Origin of the sequence: Bradyrhizobium lablabi (assembly GCF_900141755.1) — a bacterium.
Taxonomy (GTDB): Bacteria; Pseudomonadota; Alphaproteobacteria; order Rhizobiales; family Xanthobacteraceae; genus Bradyrhizobium; species Bradyrhizobium lablabi_A.
This window is the reverse complement of the sequence record NZ_LT670844.1, coordinates 55,151-70,803: the sequence shown is the minus strand read 5'-3', so window position 1 is coordinate 70,803 and position 15,653 is coordinate 55,151. Positions and strand designations below refer to the sequence as shown.

The following is a 15,653-nucleotide window of genomic DNA, read 5'->3' as shown; positions in this document are numbered from 1 at the left end:
GCGGAATTGTCGCAATTTGGCAACATTGTGATATGAATGCATCAGTCCGTTGCCGGCGTTGGTCCGGCGGGCGGAAGGCCTTCAGCTCACCCCTTTTGCCGGAATGACCAGCGCAGACACCACGGCCGCATCGCTCGATCCGTCGATCGCCGAATCCAGGGGCTCGCCCCTTTGGCGGTGGCTGGCGCCGTTCGCGGTCGGGCTAGCGCTGCTATCGGGCCTTCTGACCTTTGTCGTGCTTACGGGCCTGACGCCGGTCGCACCAACCCGCGAAGTCGTCGTTTCCTTCATGATGATCAACGGCGCGACCATCCTGGTCTTGGTCGGCATCATCATCCGCGAAGTCTGGCAGGTGATGCAGGCGCGGCGGCGGGGCCGGGCGGCGGCGCGGCTGCACATCCAGATCGTCAGCCTGTTTTCCGTGATCGCGGTGTTGCCGGCCGTGCTGGTGGCGATCGTCGCCAATGTGACCCTCGATCGCGGCCTGGACCGGCTGTTTTCCGGTCCGACGCGCGAGGTGATCCAGAACTCCGTGAGCATTGCCCGCGCCTATACCAACGAACATGCGCAGCTCATCAGCGGCGACATTCTGGGAATGGCCAACGATATCGCCCATGCCCGGCCCTTGTACGACCAGGATCGCCAAACCTTTCGCGAGCTACTGACCACAAGCGCCGTCTCGCGCAACCTGCCGAGCGCCATGCTCATCGACAAGGATCGCAATATTCTGGAGTCGGCGCAAACCGGCGTGCAACTGACCTTCGCGCCGCCGCCGTCGGAACTCCTGAGCAATGTCAACGAAACCCAGCCCGAGATCTCGGTCATTCCCGAAGAAAACTATGTCGCTGCCGTAATCCGGCTACGGGCATTCAACGATATCTTCATTTACGTGGCGCGTCCGCTCGATCCCGGCGTTGTCGCGCAACTCAGTCAAACCGAGGCGAGTGCGGCTGAATATGCCGAGCTGGAATCGCGCCGGCTCGGCATTCAGGTGAATTTCGCACTGATGTTCGCCGTGATCGCGCTGACCATCCTGATGGCCTCCATCCTGATCGGATTGAATTTCGCCAACTGGCTGGTCGCTCCGATCCGGCGGCTGATGGGCGCCGCCAATATCGTCTCGACCGGCGATCTGCATGTGCAGGTGCCGGTCCACGGCTCGAAAGGCGATCTTGCGCAGCTCGGCGAGACCTTCAACAAGATGACGCAGGAGCTGCGCACCCAGCGCGACGAGCTCGTCAATGCCAGCGAACTGATCGACAGCCGCCGCCGCTTCATCGAGGCGGTGTTGTCCTCGGCGAGCGCCGGCATCATCGGCGTCGATGCCTCCGGCAGCGTCGGCATCCTCAACCGCTCCGCCGAAAAGCTGATCGGGCACGCGGAATCGGAGACGCTGGGGCACCCGCTGTCGGACGTGCTGCCGGAGCTCGACGACATGATGAAAACGGCGCGGGAGGGCACCCAGCGCCTGGTGCAGGGCCAGATCACCATCACCCGCGACGGCCGCGAGCGCAATCTTTCGGTCCGCGTCAGCGCCGAACAGACCAGCCAGTCGCGCGACAGCTACATCATCACGCTCGACGACATCACCGAACTGGTCTCCGCCCAGCGCACCTCGGCCTGGGCCGACGTCGCCCGCCGCATCGCGCACGAAATCAAGAATCCGCTGACGCCGATCCAGCTTTCGGCCGAGCGCATCCGCCGCAAGTTCGGCAAGGCGATCACCGAGGACAAGGCGGTGTTCGAACAATGCACCGACACCATCGTCCGGCAGGTCGACGACATCAGGCGGATGGTCGATGAATTCTCGCGCTTCGCGCGGATGCCCAAGCCCGTGATCGAAGGCGAGGACGTCGCCGATACCGTGCGCCAGGCGGTGTTCCTGATGCGGGTCGGCCACCCCGACATCGATATCGAGGCCGAGATCAAGGAAGAGCCGATGCGGGCGCAGTTCGACCGCCGGCTGATTTCGCAGGCGCTGACCAACATCATCAAGAACGCCGCCGAAGCCATTGAATCTGTTCCGGCGGATGAGTTGGGCAAGGGTCGTATTGATGTCATCGCCGCGCGCGAGAACGATGACATTGTGATCGACGTCATCGATAACGGCATCGGCCTGCCGAAGGTTGCCCGGGCGCGTCTGCTCGAACCCTATGTCACGACACGGGAAAAGGGCACCGGCCTGGGGCTCGCGATCGTCGGCCGGGTGCTCGAGGACCATGGCGGGCGGATCGAACTCAACGATGCCGCGGACATCCGTCCGGGCGCGCGGGGGGCCTGGATGCGGCTGCGGTTCGCGATCTCGGGTCATGCACCCAAGCCCGACGTGAAGGAGCCCGCTCCCGAAACAAAACCGCCGGCATCCGAAACCACAGAGCCGGCTGACACGACTAACGATCAAACAAAAATCGAAGCCGCAACAGGCAGCTGACAAGACAGGCGCGACCCATGGCAAATGATATTTTAATCGTCGATGACGAAGCAGATATTCGTGATCTGGTTGCGGGCATTCTCGATGATGAGGGTTTTACCACCCGGACCGCGCGGGACAGCGATTCGGCGCTTGCGGAAATCGCCAATCGGCGTCCGCATCTGGTGTTTCTCGACATCTGGCTGCAGGGCTCAAAGCTCGACGGGCTGCAATTGCTGGAACAGGTCAAGCGCGACCATGCCGATCTGCCGGTCGTGATGATCTCGGGCCACGGCAATATCGAAACCGCGGTCGCGGCCATCAAGCGCGGCGCCTATGACTTCATCGAAAAGCCCTTCAAATCCGACCGGCTGATCCTGGTGGCGACGCGGGCGCTGGAGACCTCGCGGCTGAAACGCGAAGTGAAGGAGCTCAAGCAGCTCGCCCCCGCGGCGAGCATTTTGACCGGGCGCTCCGCCTGCATGAACCAATTGCGCCAGACCATCGAGCGGGCCGCCAAGGCCAATAGCCGCATTCTGATCGTCGGGCCTTCCGGCGCGGGCAAGGAACTGGCGGCACGTACCCTGCATAACGCTTCGAGCCGCGCCGAAGGACCGTTTGTCGTCATCAACGCCGCGGCGATCACGCCGGAGCGGATGGAGATCGAGCTGTTCGGTGTCGAACAGTCCAATGGCGAGCATCAGCGCAAGGCGGGTGCGCTGGAAGAAGCCCATGGCGGCACGCTTTTCATCGATGAAATCGGCGACATGCCGCGCGAGACCCAGAACAAGATCCTGCGCGTGCTGGTCGATCAGACGTTCCAGCGCTCCGGCGGCACCGCCAAGGTCAATGTCGACGTCCGCATCATTTCCTCAACCGCCCGCAACCTGGAAGAGGAAATCGCCGAAGGGCGGTTCCGCGAAGATCTCTATCATCGGCTGTCGGTGGTTCCGATCCGTGTGCCGCCGCTGTCGGAGCGGCGCGAGGACATCCCCGAATTGATCGACTATTTCATGGACCAGATATCGGCCGCGACGGGCTTGCCGAAACGCCAGATCGGCCAGGACGCGATGGCGGTCTTGCAGTCGCATGTCTGGCCCGGAAACGTCCGCCAGCTTCGCAACAATGTCGAGCGCGTCATGATTCTGGCGAGCGGCGGCCCGGAAATCATCATCACCGCCGACATGCTGCCGCAGGATGTCGGCTCGATGGTGCCGGCGATGCCCACCAGCAACAATGGTGAGCACATCATGGGGTTACCGCTGCGCGAGGCGCGGGAGGTATTCGAGCGCGACTACCTGATTGCGCAGATCAGCCGCTTCTCCGGCAATATCTCGCGCACCGCGGAATTCGTCGGAATGGAGCGGTCGGCGCTCCATCGGAAGCTCAAGGCGCTCGGCGTCGGCTAAATGTCGCACCGCGCATTAGTTTCATGCATTTGCTTGAGAAATTTCATCTCTTTCCGGGCTATTGCAGGGAATTGCGCTCTCGTTTGACCGAGGTCCCGCGCGAACTGGCTTGCCTAAAAACCGCGCCTGCCCTCTAATCGTGCCGCCGCGCGCCCGGAGGGGGATCTCAGGGGATGCGGGCAACCGGGTGACGTTCCGAAAGAGGGCAGCAGCCGGTTCAATAAAAAGAAGCAAAGCGGGACAAAAACAATGGCGGCAGACCGCGCACAAAATCTACAGGACACCTTCCTTAATCACGTTCGCAAAACCAAAACGCCACTGACGATCTTTCTGGTCAATGGGGTGAAGCTGCAGGGGATTGTCACCTGGTTCGACAATTTCTGCCTGCTGCTGCGGCGCGACGGTCACTCGCAGCTTGTATACAAGCATGCGATCTCGACCATCATGCCGGGCGCTCCGATCCAGTTGTTCGAGGGCGGCGAGGATGCTCCGGCTTGAGAGTGATCTGATTGGAACCCCGACATCTGGAAGGGGATGCCGACCGTCCGCGGCTGGCAGGGGGTAGAGAAACCGGGCGGGTGATTGTCATCGGCCCTTATTTGCGAATGCGCCGCGGTGACCCCGAGGCGCAAACGGAGAGCCGTGCCATCCGCGATTCGGAGGCGAGGCTCGAGGAAGCCGTGGGTCTCGCGCGTGCCATCGACCTGACGATTGCGGAGGCGCTGATCGCCCCGGTCAGCCAGATCCGGCCCGCGACCTATCTCGGCAAGGGCAAGGTCGAGGAGATCGTCGGTCTCGTTACCGGGCACGATATCGAACTCGTGGTGATGGATTGCGCGCTGTCGCCGATCCAGCAGCGCAACCTCGAGAAAGCCTGGAACACCAAAGTGCTCGATCGCACCGGCCTGATCCTCGAAATTTTTGGGCGCCGCGCCAAAACCAAAGAGGGAGCGCTGCAGGTTGAGCTTGCGCATCTGAATTATCAGCGCTCGCGCCTGGTGCGGTCATGGACCCATCTGGAGCGCCAGCGCGGCGGTTTTGGCTTCATGGGCGGCCCCGGCGAAACCCAGATCGAGGCGGACCGCCGCCTGATCGGTGAGCGAATCATCCGCCTCGAGAACGAGCTCAAAAAGGTCCAGGCGACGCGGCGGCTGCATCGGGCGGGGCGGCAGCGGGTGCCTTATCGCGTGGTGGCGCTGGTCGGCTACACCAACGCCGGCAAGTCGACGCTGTTCAACCGCCTGACCCGCGCCGACGTGCAGGCCGCCGACATGCTGTTCGCAACGCTTGATCCGACGTTGCGCGCGCTCAAGCTGCCGCATGGCGGCAAGGCGATGCTCTCGGATACCGTCGGCTTCATCTCCAACCTGCCGACGCAACTGGTCGCGGCGTTTCGGGCGACGCTGGAAGAGGTGCTGGAAGCCGACGTCATTCTTCACGTCCGCGACATCTCGCATGAGGATGCCGAGGCCCAGCAGCGCGACGTCGATACCGTGCTGCGCCAGCTCGGCATCGATCCGGACGCAGGCCAGCGCATCCTCGAAGTCTGGAACAAGATCGATCGCTTCGCGCCCGAAGAGCGCGAGAACCTGCAAAATATCGCCGCCCGCCGGCCGGCGGAGCGCCCGTGTTTCATGGTCTCCGCTGAAACCGGGGAGGGGGTCGAGGCGCTGCTCGAAGCCATCGAGGCGCGGCTGGCGTCTACGCGCATGACCCTCGACCTTACGATCGACGCTGCCGACGGCGCCGGCATCAGCTGGCTGCATCGCAATTCCGAAGTGCTCAATAAGCAGCTTCACGACGGCCACTTTGACATGACCGTGCGCGTCGACGAGACCAAGCGCGACATCGTGGTCAACCGTTTTGATGCGGTACCGCACGCCTAGCGTCGTCGTCCCTGCGAAAGCAGGGACCCAACCACCGGCGTTTGTTGTTGTAGAAGCCGTCTCGGCGAGTGCCCAAAGCGCGGCCGCGGCGTATGGGTCCCTGCTTTCGCAGGGACGACGGAGAGGATGAGTTACTCCTTCTCCTTCGCCTCGTTCCACAGCGCATCCATCTCGGCGAGCGACGCGCCTTCCAATGAACGTCCCTGCGATTGCAGCTCACGTTCAATATAGCCAAAACGGCGTTCGAACTTTGCGTTGGTGCCGCGCAAGGCCATTTCGGGGTCGGCGCCGATATGCCGCGCCAGGTTGACCAGTGCGAACAGGAGATCGCCGGTTTCCTCGCGCAGTTCCTGGCTGTCGCCGCGATCGAGGGCTTGCTCGATCTCATCGGCTTCTTCGCGGATTTTATGCAGCACGGCGCGTGGATCGTTCCAGTCGAAGCCGACGGTTGAGGCCTTGCGCTGCAATTCCATCGCCTGCGCCAGCGCCGGCTGCCCGGCCTTCACGCTCGACAACAGCGATTTGTGCGACGCCTCCGCGGCCAGCCGCTCCGCCGCGCGCTCGGCCTTTTCCTCAGCCTTGATCCGCTCCCAGGCGCCCTTGACGTCCGAGGGCGTCAATAGTCCATCCTGGTCGGCGAAGACGTGCGGATGCCTCCGGATCATCTTTCGCGTGATCGCCTCGACCACGTCGCCGAATGAAAACGCATTCTGTTCCTCGGCCATGCGGGCATGAAACACCACCTGCAGCAGGAGATCGCCGAGTTCATCCCTGAGATCGTGCAGGTCGCCGCGGGCGATGGCATCAGCGACCTCATAGGCCTCCTCGATCGTGTAGGGCGCGATGGTTGCAAAATTCTGCTCCATATCCCACGGACAGCCGCTGCCGGGCGTTCGCAGCATCGCCATGATCTCGAGCAGGCGTGAAATATCGCGGGAAGGGGTCATGAAACACCGAAAGTGGAACACCGAAAGCCCCGAGGGGAAGCTCATGCCTGTATGCCGCAAGATGCGGGCTCATCCCAGCAAAACGAGCGCAAAGGGTGGCCCTTTCCACCGATTGGCGTTGCGGATCGAGAGTGCTAAGGGCAGGCCATGAGCGATCAATCGAGCGATCAACTCAACTCCTTAACCGCGCTCGTGCTGTTCTCCGGCGGGCAGGATTCCACGACCTGTCTTGCCTGGGCGCTCAAACGTTTCGCGCGCGTCGAGATGCTCGGTTTTGACTACGGCCAGCGTCATGCCGTCGAACTTGAATGCCGCGACCGGCTGCTGGACGGAATAAAATCGTTGCGCGCGGATTGGGCGTCAAAACTCGGCGAAAGCCACACGCTTGAAATTCCGACCCTGGCCAAGATCTCCGACACTGCGTTGACGCGTGACGTCGCGATCGCGATGGGCGCTGACGGCCTGCCTAACACCTTTGTCCCCGGCCGCAATCTGGTGTTTTTGACGTTCGCGGCCGCGCTCGCCTATCGGCGCGGCATCCGTCACATCATCGGCGGCATGTGCGAGACCGATTATTCCGGCTATCCGGATTGCCGCGATGCGACCATCAGGGCGTTGCAGACCGCGCTCAGTCTCGGCATGGACGCCCAGTTTGAATTGCACACGCCGCTGATGTGGCTGGACAAGGCTGCCACATGGCGGCTCGCGGCCGAACTCGGCGGGGCAGGGCTGGTGGACCTGATCCGCGAACACTCCCACACCTGCTATCTCGGGGAGCGCGGCGCGCGGCATGATTGGGGGTTTGGCTGCGGTGAATGCCCAGCCTGTGTACTGCGCGCCCGGGGCTGGCAGCAATATGCTGACGCCACGACCTGAACTCCGCAAGCGCGCGGCTAATAGAGCATATCCAAGGCGACGCCGTCGCTAGCTGGAGCAAGCGACAAAACGCGCGCTAGTGTTTTGAGCGATGGTGCAACCTCGGACAGGTCGCCTCGGAGGGGATGCATTTTGTCGTGGGTGCGACAGTACTTTCAGACGCCACCCGCACGTTTTGCTGGTTTTTTAGCGCGGCGCTCGTTGGTCCCATCGCTGACGCGAGTTGTGGAATTGCGATTGCAACCGCGCAAATTCCGGCCAGTCGCAGAACACGGTGACGAATGATGTTCATGATGACGTTCCTGCAAAGAGGACTTGCCTGCAAAGAGGACTTGCCTAGCAAGTAACAAGTCTAATTTCCTGCGGACGCAAGCGAAAGAGCGTATTGGCGGACCATGGTCAACTTATCTCGATTGCCTGTGATATCGCCGTCTCAGGTGTGCAAATGCCCGGCCAGCCTTGGGGGCAAGTTTTGTGGAGCGCGCGATTGAACCCGACGCCGTCAGCTTGCGACAGATCGGGCGCAGCTCGACAAAAAGCAGGATGGACCCTGGATGCCTCTCAGCCCCGAAACCCTGACCGCGAATGCGGAAGTCCTGGAACGATTGAGCTGGACGTTCGAACTGCGCTTTGCAACCGATGACAAAGAGCCCGTGTGGTTCTCGGTCGACGGCGTAGAGGGGATCAGGCGAATAGCGCGCAACGGCGCTGGTGGCGTGTTCGCGCTGGTTTCGGGCTCACCGCGCGTGCTGTACATCTCCTCCGAAGGCGCCGCCGGCGTCGTCGCCGCCGATCTCGACGAGTTCATTGCGCTGGTCATGGCCTGTCCGTACTGGCACGACCTTCTCAAATTTTCCGGCAGCGGCAGCCTCGCCGAAATGCGACGGGCCGCGACCGTGCTCGAACTGGGGACGGTCGACGACGACGAACTGGAGGAGGCGAGGGCGCTGTTGAAATCGGAGCTCGGACTGGCGGAGCTGGCCGATCCGGTCGGCACGCTGCATCGCGCGGTTTCGACCTCCGATCTCATCATCAGGGATCAATATGGCAGCCCGTTTGTATCCCTGTTCAATAGCTTCATCATCAACGAAGAGCGCATGCGGAAGCTATTTGGGGCCTAGCGAAAATCCTCACGCCTTAATTCGATCGGCGCACCGTGCGGGGTGCGGTCTGCGGCATGGTCCCAGGCATCGCGGTAGCGATGCAGGGTGTCGGGGGTAGCCACGCCCTTGGCGGCGACCAGTCTTTCCAGCGTCGCCAGCCAATGCCGGTAATAGGTCTCGCCGGTGTCCGGATCGCCGCTGGCCTGCGCGCGCGCGATTTCGTCGGCGAGTGTCGCAGCCCATTCGCTCCAGGTGAACAATCCGCGCTCATGCAGCGCGAGCGCCATGGCAAAAGCCTGGGCTTCCCAGGGTTCGCGAAATACCGGGCCGCCCCCGTCGCGGGGAATGCCGGGAACGGCGCGAGTCGCAACAGAGGCGGCGATGTCCATCAGGCCGGCTCCAGATAGGGCTCGAACGCATCGATCGATATCTTCACCGTCGGGTCGGCGTCCGGGCCCCACAATTCAGCCCCGTCGAATACGACGGTGTAGAGCCATTGCGGGTTCTCGCCGGCCTCGATCGCCGCTGTGTCCGGAAACACATGGCAGCCGTGATCGCGTTCGACCACGCCGACATGGCCGCGGACGTAGCGCGGCAGCCGGGTATGGGTCGCGGGATGAATGTTCTTGGCGCGCACCCGATCGCCGGGCTTGAATTTGGCAGGCGAGGGCGCCGCGCGACCGAATTTGCCGCGCACCATGATGCGCTCGACATCGTCGAGGGCGAACTTGCCATGCTTCAGCGGTTTTGCTGTTTCCATCGCGTGGCCTGAGGCGATTTCATCCGCGGCCACAAAGCCCCTGTCGACCAAGAGGTCTTCCAGACCGAGCAGCCACTTCTTGTAATAGGAACTGCCGAGATAGACGTGCGGCGGTAACGTCTCCCGGTAGAAGCGCGAGGCATCGATGTTGAACGCGCCGGCCGCGCCCATCGCACGCACCATCGCCAATACGCGCGCTTCCCATTTTGTGTGAAACATCGGCTCGTTCGGCTCGGGTTCGACCTTGCCGAAACCGTCCATGCCGCCCATGTCGTGCACGCCGTTCACGAGGGCGCGCCTGGCGTCTTGGGAAATCCGGTTCCGATCATGGAGTCCCGCGTCACGAGTTCCGCGAGCTGCTGCTCGCTCCAGCCTTCAGTGCCCGCGGGCCGTATCGGCAGCACCAGAAAACGCGTCTCGGCGGTTGAGTCCCAGACGCGGATCTCGATGTCCTTCGGCAAGCTCACGCCGAAATCGGCGAGCACGCCGCGCGGGTCTTTGACCGCGCGGGAACGATAGGGCGCAGCCTTGTACCAGACCGGCGGCAGCCCCAGCATTTCCCAGGGGTAACAGGAGCAGAGCGTGCACACGACCATATTGTGGCGCTGTGGCGTGTTCTCGACCGCGACTAGGTGATCGCCGACCCGGCTGACATGGCCGAGCGTGCTCACGGCCTTGGTGGCGTCGGCCAATAGCGCCTGTTTGAACGCGGGATCGGACCATGCTTTTGCAACTACCTGCGCGCCATTGTGCGGGCCGATTTTTGTTTCATACGCCTGGATGATGGCGTCAAGAGCCGCCGGCTCGACATAGCCTTTCTCGGTCAAAATCGTCTCGAGCGCGCGGACGCGCAGCTCGGTTTCGGACAGGTCCGAATGGTCGTGATCGTGGTGATGGTCGTGATCATGGTCGCTCATGCCCTGGAGGATAGGCGAAACATTGCGGCCATGTCGAGGTACTAGCACTTCCGGCCTGTTGCCCCGGTGTTTGTGAGCTATGCTCGAAGAAAATGACGGGCAGGGAGGAACAAAGTGGCGGATTTTGTCACCATCGAACGGGGCCTCGGGCCGGAGGGCCGCATCGCGGTGGTGCGCTTCGACCGCGGCGACGGCATCAACGCGCTATCGCCAGAAGCCTTGCGTCAGCTCACGCAGGCGGCGCGCGGTTTTGAGGACGACGGCGAGACCTCGGTCGTGGTGCTCACCGGCGCGCCCAAGGCCTTCAGTGCCGGCTTCGACCTGAAGGATCCCGAAGGCCGCTCGCGCCGGACCATGGATCTCGGGTCGCTGCGCCGGCATTTGAAACTGGGACCACGGTTGACCCGCGCCTGGCAGGAGATGGAACAAGTCACCATCGGCGCCATCGAAGGCTTTTGCATCGGCGGCGGCGTCGCGCTGGCGGTGGCGCTGGATTTTCGCGTGATCGCGAGCAACGCCCATCTGCGCGTGCCCGAGATCGGCCTCGGCATGAACATGAGCTGGCAGAGCATCCCGCGCATGCTGCATCTGATCGGACCGGCACGGACCAAGCAGGCAGTGATCCTGGCCGACCAGCGCATCTCGGCCGCCGAGGCCTACGAATGGGGCCTGGTGGAGGAGGTGGCCGATCCCGGCAAGGCTTTTGACGCGGCAATGGCGCTCGCCGCAAAATTCGCGGCGCAGCCGCCGATCTCAGCCGCAATGACGAAATTGACCGTCAACCGCCTGGCGTACGCGCTCGACGATCTCGCTGGCCATATGGACGTCGACCAGTTCGCGCTGGCAAGTTTTAGCGAAGATCACAAAGAGGGCGTCGCGGCGTTCCTGGAGCGGCGCAAGCCGCGGTTCAAAGGGCGGTAGCCGCCAAAAGGAATTGTGATGGGGACCGAGATACCATCCGCTTGACCGTCCGCAATGTCGCCAACTGCGGCTGCTATAGGTTGGTCGCCGCCGCAGCCCTAGGAGACTTGCCTGATGTTTATCGCCATGAACCGGTTTCTCGTTGTCAGGGGGTCCGAAGCGGCCTTCGAGCAAGTCTGGACGTCGCGCGAAAGCCATCTCGAGAAGGTGCCGGGGTTTGTCGAGTTTCATCTCCTCAGGGGCCCCGAAGCTGAAGACCACACGCTCTATGCGTCCCACACGATCTGGGAAAGCCGCACTATGTTCGAGGCGTGGACCAAATCGGAGGCGTTTCGGGCGGCGCATCACAAGGCCGGTGACAACAAGCCGCTCTATCTTGGGCACCCACAGTTCGAGGGTTTCGAGGTGCGTCAGACTGTCGGGCGCGGCAAGGCTGAGAGGTAAAGGTGGCGTGAGCTTCGGCCACGCAAGGCGAGGGTACCGACATGCGCATCCAACCGGCCTTCCTGTTCGATCTCGACGGCACGCTCGTCGACAGCGTCTATCAGCATGTCCTGGCCTGGAAGCACGCGCTCGACGCGGAGGGCATCGACTTGTCGGTCTGGCGCATCCATCGCAAGATCGGCATGAGCGGCGGCCTGTTCACCAACCAGTTGCTTCGGGAGACTGGGCTGGAGATCAGCACTGAACGCGTCGAACGGCTTCGCCAAGCCCATGCCAGCGCGTATCGGCAGCAGGCCACCCAAATCCGACCTTTGCCCGGCGCGCGCGAATTGCTGAACTGGCTGTCGGAGGCCGGCATTCCCTGGGCGATCGCGACCAGTGGCCGCATGGAAACCGCAGCCGTCAATCTGGCCTCGCTCGGCGTCGATCCCGATCGGGTTCCCGTCGTGACGCGCGATCAGGTCAAATACGCCAAGCCTGACCCGGATCTGTTCCTGGCGGCAGCCGAACGGCTGAGCGCGCCGATCGAAACCTCGATCGTGGTCGGCGACAGCATCTGGGACATGCTGGCGGCGGTACGATGCCGCGCGCTGGGCGTGGGTGTGTTGAGCGGCGGCTATGGGCCCGAAGAGCTGAGGCAGGCCGGTGCATTCCGTGTCTACGATGATCCGGCCGATCTCCTGCGCCGGATCGACGAGGTCTGCGGGCGACGCTGAAGATCATGGCTCGGGTGGCGGGGACGAGCCAGCCCCCTGATGGTCAGATTCGCATAAGGTATATTATGGAATATTTTTATCTATAATTAGATCAAAGGCTTATCGAAATATCGTGCCAATCCGCATGAATGCAGCTCGGTCTGCGACAAACGCCATGCCGGCAAATGCAGGCGCGCCACGGCCACCCCTGACGATCAGTGCCCCCCGGATATTGCCGCAACGCCGATACGCTGCAATAAGCCCATCGCGAGATGCGTGACCGGGCCGAGGCTTCATGGGATACGGTCTCACAAGAACAACAAACTCTCAGGGAGAACGAGATGAGCTTTTCACGACGCACGCTGCTCAAGGTATCGGCGGCCTCAGCCGTATTGGGTGGCGTCGGCGCGCCTTATGTCGCGCGGGCGCAAGCGGCTGAGTTCACCTACAAATATGCCAACAATGCGCCGGATACGCATCCGATGAACGTTCGCGCCAGGGAGATGGCGGAGGCGATCAAGACCGAAACCAACGGCCGCTTCGATCTGCAGGTTTTTCCGAACAACCAGCTTGGCTCCGACACCGACATGCTGAGCCAAATCCGCTCCGGCGGCATCGAGTTTTTCACGCTGTCGGGCCTGATCCTGGCTACCCTGGTGCCGGCCGCGTCGATCAACGGGATCGGTTTTGCCTTTCCGGACTACGACTCGGTCTGGAAGGCCATGGACGGTGAACTCGGCGCCTATGTGCGCGGCGAGATCGCAAAAGCCAATCTCGTGGCCATGGACAAGATCTGGGACAACGGCTTTCGTCAGACCACGTCCTCGACCAAGCCGATCAACAGCCCCGATGATTACAAGGGCTTCAAGATCCGGGTGCCGGTCTCGCCGTTGTGGACCTCGATGTTCAAGGCATTCGACGCCTCGCCCGCCTCGATCAATTTTAGCGAGGTCTATTCGGCGCTGCAGACCAAGATCGTCGAAGGCCAGGAAAATCCGCTCGCGCTGATCTCGACGGCGAAACTGTACGAAGTGCAGAAATATTGTTCGCTGACCAATCACATGTGGGATGGATTCTGGTTCCTCGCCAATCGCCGCGCCTGGGAGAAGGTGCCGGATGATTTGCGCGCCATCGTCGCCAAAAATATCAACGCCGCCGCCATCAAAGAGCGCGGCGATACCGCGAAGTTGAACGCGAACTTGCGTGGGGAACTCGAGGGCAAAGGGCTGGTGTTCAACCAGCCTGACGTCGCGCCATTCCGCGATAAACTCCGCTCCGCCGGGTTCTATTCCGAGTGGAAAGGAAAATACGGCGACCAGGCGTGGGCGCTGTTGGAAAAATCCGTCGGCAAGCTGTCGTAAGGCCATCGCCGGGATCGTGGTACAGGTACCGTCATGGCTCACGCCGAAGGCGCAACAGCGGCGGCCGGCGAGGCGGGGTCCCCTCGCCGCCGTTCGCTTGCGGCATCCCTCGAAGCTTGGCTCGGCATGCTGGTCGAGATCCCGGCGGCTATTCTGGTCGTCGCCGAGATCGTGATCCTGTTCGCGGGCGTGGTCGCGCGTTACGGCCTGCGCAGCCCGCTGATCTGGTCGGACGAACTGGCCTCGATCCTGTTCCTGTGGCTGGCGATGCTCGGGGCCGCGGTGGCGTTCCGCCGTTCCGAGCATATGCGAATGACCGCGGTGGTCGCGAGCACGAGCCCGGCGACGCGGGCCTGGCTCGACGTGGTCGCAACCTGCGCGGCGCTGGCTTTTCTCCTGCTGATCGCGGCGCCCTCCTGGGAATACGCCTACGAGGAGAGCTTTATCACGACGCCGGCGCTGCAAATCGCCAATAGCTGGCGGGCAGCCGCGTTGCCGGTCGGCACCGGCCTGATGGTGCTGTTTGCCTTGCTGCGGCTGGCACGATTAGGCGATTTCAAGACCGTGCTCAGCGCGGTGTTGTCTGTCGGCCTGGTGATAGCGATTTTTTGGCTGGCGACGCCGTGGCTGCGTCCGCTCGGCAATATCAATCTTCTGATCTTCTTTGTTGGCGTAGCCGGCTTCTGCGTGTTCGCCGGCGTCCCGATCGCTTTCGGCTTTGGACTGGCGATTTTCGGCTATCTCGCGCTGACGACGCGCACGCCCTTGATGGTGCTGGTCGGCCGCATGGACGAGGGCATGAGCCATTTGATCCTGTTGTCGGTGCCCCTGTTCGTGTTCTTGGGCCTTTTGATCGAGATGACCGGCATGGCGCGCGCCATGGTGGCATTCCTGGCGAGCCTGCTCGGCCATGTCCGCGGCGGCCTGCATTACGTGCTGGTCGGCGCGATGTATCTGGTCTCAGGCATTTCCGGCTCGAAGGCCGCCGACATGGCAGCGGTCGCGCCGGTACTGTTTCCGGAAATGAAGGCGCGCGGCGCAAGGCCCGGCGATCTCGTGGCGCTGCTCGCGGCGACCGGCGCGCAGACCGAAACCATTCCGCCTAGTCTCGTCCTGATCACGATCGGCTCGGTGACCGGGGTTTCGATTTCGGCGCTGTTTACCGGCGGGCTATTGCCGGGCGTGGTGCTGGCGATCACGTTGTCGGCGCTGGTATGGTGGCGCTACCGGGCTGAGGACCTCGGCCACGTCAAGCGGGCCGGCGCCGGCGAGATCGTCAGGGCCTTTGTCATCGCCCTGCCCGCGCTGGCATTGCCTTTCGTGATCCGCGCCGCCGTGGTCGAGGGGATCGCGACCGCGACCGAGGTCTCCACCATCGGCATCGTCTATGGGCTGGTGGTCGGGCTTCTGGTCTACCGCCGGTTCGACTGGCGGCGGCTCGTCCCGATGCTGGTGGAGACCGCCTGTCTGTCGGGGGCGATCCTGCTGATCATCGGCACCGCGACCGGCATGGCCTGGGGATTGACCCAATCCGGCTTCTCCCGCGCGCTGGCGGCCGCCATGACCGGCCTGCCCGGCGGCTCCGCTTCCTTCATCGCTGTATCGATCGTGGCCTTCACGGTGTTGGGCAGCGTGCTCGAGGGTATTCCGGCGATCGTGCTGTTCGGCCCGCTGTTGTTTCCGATCGCACGCGCGGTCGGCGTCCACGAAGTGCATTATGCGATGATCATCATCCTGGCGATGGGCATCGGACTGTTCGCGCCTCCGTTCGGAGTAGGCTATTATGCGGCTTGCGCCATCGGACGTGTCGACCCCGCCGAGGGGATCAAGCCGATCTGGGGCTATATGCTGGCGCTATTGGTAGGCCTGATCGTGGTGGCGATTTTTCCGTGGATCTCGATCGGATTCCTTTAAGCGCAAAGGA

Annotated in this window: 15 protein-coding genes; 11 read left to right on the top strand and 4 right to left on the bottom strand. The window is 62.8% G+C overall.

Translation table 11 applies throughout. The annotated features are described in order from the left end of the window. The first annotated feature begins 103 nt into the window (after positions 1-103). From B5526_RS00315 to hflX, 4 genes are all read left to right on the top strand, one after another. Complete coding sequence (locus B5526_RS00315) at positions 104-2,431, top strand: sensor histidine kinase NtrY-like (RefSeq protein ID WP_079544578.1); 2,328 nt, start codon at positions 104-106, stop codon at positions 2,429-2,431. Between the two features lie 17 nt (positions 2,432-2,448). After that, entirely contained in the window at positions 2,449-3,819 is a 1,371-nt protein-coding gene (locus tag B5526_RS00310) for a sigma-54-dependent transcriptional regulator (RefSeq protein ID WP_079536006.1), read from the top strand. 249 nt (positions 3,820-4,068) lie between these two features. Beyond that, complete coding sequence (hfq, locus tag B5526_RS00305) at positions 4,069-4,317, top strand: RNA chaperone Hfq (protein ID WP_006020546.1); 249 nt, start codon at positions 4,069-4,071, stop codon at positions 4,315-4,317. Between the two features lie 11 nt (positions 4,318-4,328). Beyond that, complete coding sequence (gene hflX, locus B5526_RS00300) at positions 4,329-5,705, top strand: GTPase HflX (protein ID WP_079536004.1); 1,377 nt, start codon at positions 4,329-4,331, stop codon at positions 5,703-5,705. A gap of 131 nt (positions 5,706-5,836) precedes the next feature. Here hflX and mazG read toward each other — a convergent pair whose 3' ends face one another. Continuing rightward, positions 5,837-6,652 (bottom strand): nucleoside triphosphate pyrophosphohydrolase, encoded by an 816-nt coding sequence (gene mazG / locus B5526_RS00295; RefSeq protein ID WP_079536002.1) that lies wholly within the window; start codon positions 6,650-6,652, stop codon positions 5,837-5,839. Positions 6,653-6,799: 147 nt separating this feature from the next. Between mazG and queC the strand changes: the two genes are divergently transcribed. Together queC and B5526_RS00285 are read left to right on the top strand one after the other, a co-directional pair. Then, on the top strand, positions 6,800-7,528 hold the full coding sequence (gene queC, locus B5526_RS00290) for a 7-cyano-7-deazaguanine synthase QueC (RefSeq protein WP_079536001.1): 729 nt from the start codon (positions 6,800-6,802) through the stop codon (positions 7,526-7,528). Positions 7,529-8,082: 554 nt separating this feature from the next. Further along, on the top strand, positions 8,083-8,649 hold the full coding sequence (locus tag B5526_RS00285) for a hypothetical protein (RefSeq protein WP_079535999.1): 567 nt from the start codon (positions 8,083-8,085) through the stop codon (positions 8,647-8,649). Here the strand turns inward: B5526_RS00285 and B5526_RS00280 are convergent. Genes B5526_RS00280 through nthA form a run of 3 tightly spaced genes read right to left on the bottom strand, consistent with a single transcriptional unit; the run spans position 8,646 to position 10,308 of the window. After that, on the bottom strand, positions 8,646-9,020 hold the full coding sequence (locus B5526_RS00280) for a nitrile hydratase accessory protein (RefSeq protein WP_079535997.1): 375 nt from the start codon (positions 9,018-9,020) through the stop codon (positions 8,646-8,648). The genes B5526_RS00285 and B5526_RS00280 overlap by 4 nt on opposite strands. Continuing rightward, complete coding sequence (nthB, locus tag B5526_RS00275; protein WP_079535995.1) at positions 9,020-9,679, bottom strand: nitrile hydratase subunit beta; 660 nt, start codon at positions 9,677-9,679, stop codon at positions 9,020-9,022. Before nthB ends, B5526_RS00280 begins: the two co-directional genes overlap by 1 nt. Further along, entirely contained in the window at positions 9,676-10,308 is a 633-nt protein-coding gene (gene nthA / locus B5526_RS00270; protein WP_079535994.1) for a nitrile hydratase subunit alpha, read from the bottom strand. The genes nthB and nthA overlap by 4 nt, the downstream gene beginning before the upstream one ends. Before the next feature lie 114 nt (positions 10,309-10,422). Here nthA and B5526_RS00265 point away from each other — a divergent pair, with 114 nt between their 5' ends. The 5 genes from B5526_RS00265 to B5526_RS00245 all read left to right on the top strand — a co-directional run bounded on the left by B5526_RS00265 (position 10,423) and on the right by B5526_RS00245 (position 15,643). After that, positions 10,423-11,229, top strand: coding sequence for an enoyl-CoA hydratase/isomerase family protein (locus tag B5526_RS00265; protein WP_079535992.1), 807 nt, complete (start codon positions 10,423-10,425; stop codon positions 11,227-11,229). A 114-nt stretch (positions 11,230-11,343) separates the two neighbouring features. Beyond that, positions 11,344-11,673: an antibiotic biosynthesis monooxygenase family protein gene (locus tag B5526_RS00260; protein ID WP_079535990.1), complete on the top strand. Its 330-nt coding sequence runs from the start codon at positions 11,344-11,346 to the stop codon at positions 11,671-11,673. Between the two features lie 41 nt (positions 11,674-11,714). Beyond that, complete coding sequence (locus tag B5526_RS00255; RefSeq protein ID WP_079535989.1) at positions 11,715-12,389, top strand: HAD family hydrolase; 675 nt, start codon at positions 11,715-11,717, stop codon at positions 12,387-12,389. A gap of 320 nt (positions 12,390-12,709) precedes the next feature. Beyond that, positions 12,710-13,729, top strand: coding sequence for a TRAP transporter substrate-binding protein (locus tag B5526_RS00250; protein WP_079535987.1), 1,020 nt, complete (start codon positions 12,710-12,712; stop codon positions 13,727-13,729). Between the two features lie 33 nt (positions 13,730-13,762). Next, positions 13,763-15,643, top strand: coding sequence for a TRAP transporter large permease (locus tag B5526_RS00245; RefSeq protein ID WP_079535985.1), 1,881 nt, complete (start codon positions 13,763-13,765; stop codon positions 15,641-15,643). Positions 15,644-15,653: the final 10 nt, after the last annotated feature.

Coding starts and splice junctions, on each gene's coding strand:
- B5526_RS00315 (WP_079544578.1), top strand. CDS start 104: ATGACCAGCGCAGACACCACGGCCGCATCGCTCGATCCGTCGATCGCC.
- B5526_RS00310 (WP_079536006.1), top strand. CDS start 2,449: ATGGCAAATGATATTTTAATCGTCGATGACGAAGCAGATATTCGTGAT.
- hfq (WP_006020546.1), top strand. CDS start 4,069: ATGGCGGCAGACCGCGCACAAAATCTACAGGACACCTTCCTTAATCAC.
- mazG (WP_079536002.1), bottom strand. CDS start 6,652: ATGACCCCTTCCCGCGATATTTCACGCCTGCTCGAGATCATGGCGATG.
- queC (WP_079536001.1), top strand. CDS start 6,800: ATGAGCGATCAATCGAGCGATCAACTCAACTCCTTAACCGCGCTCGTG.
- B5526_RS00285 (WP_079535999.1), top strand. CDS start 8,083: ATGCCTCTCAGCCCCGAAACCCTGACCGCGAATGCGGAAGTCCTGGAA.
- B5526_RS00280 (WP_079535997.1), bottom strand. CDS start 9,020: ATGGACATCGCCGCCTCTGTTGCGACTCGCGCCGTTCCCGGCATTCCC.
- nthA (WP_079535994.1), bottom strand. CDS start 10,308: ATGAGCGACCATGATCACGACCATCACCACGATCACGACCATTCGGAC.
- B5526_RS00260 (WP_079535990.1), top strand. CDS start 11,344: ATGTTTATCGCCATGAACCGGTTTCTCGTTGTCAGGGGGTCCGAAGCG.
- B5526_RS00255 (WP_079535989.1), top strand. CDS start 11,715: ATGCGCATCCAACCGGCCTTCCTGTTCGATCTCGACGGCACGCTCGTC.
- B5526_RS00250 (WP_079535987.1), top strand. CDS start 12,710: ATGAGCTTTTCACGACGCACGCTGCTCAAGGTATCGGCGGCCTCAGCC.
- B5526_RS00245 (WP_079535985.1), top strand. CDS start 13,763: ATGGCTCACGCCGAAGGCGCAACAGCGGCGGCCGGCGAGGCGGGGTCC.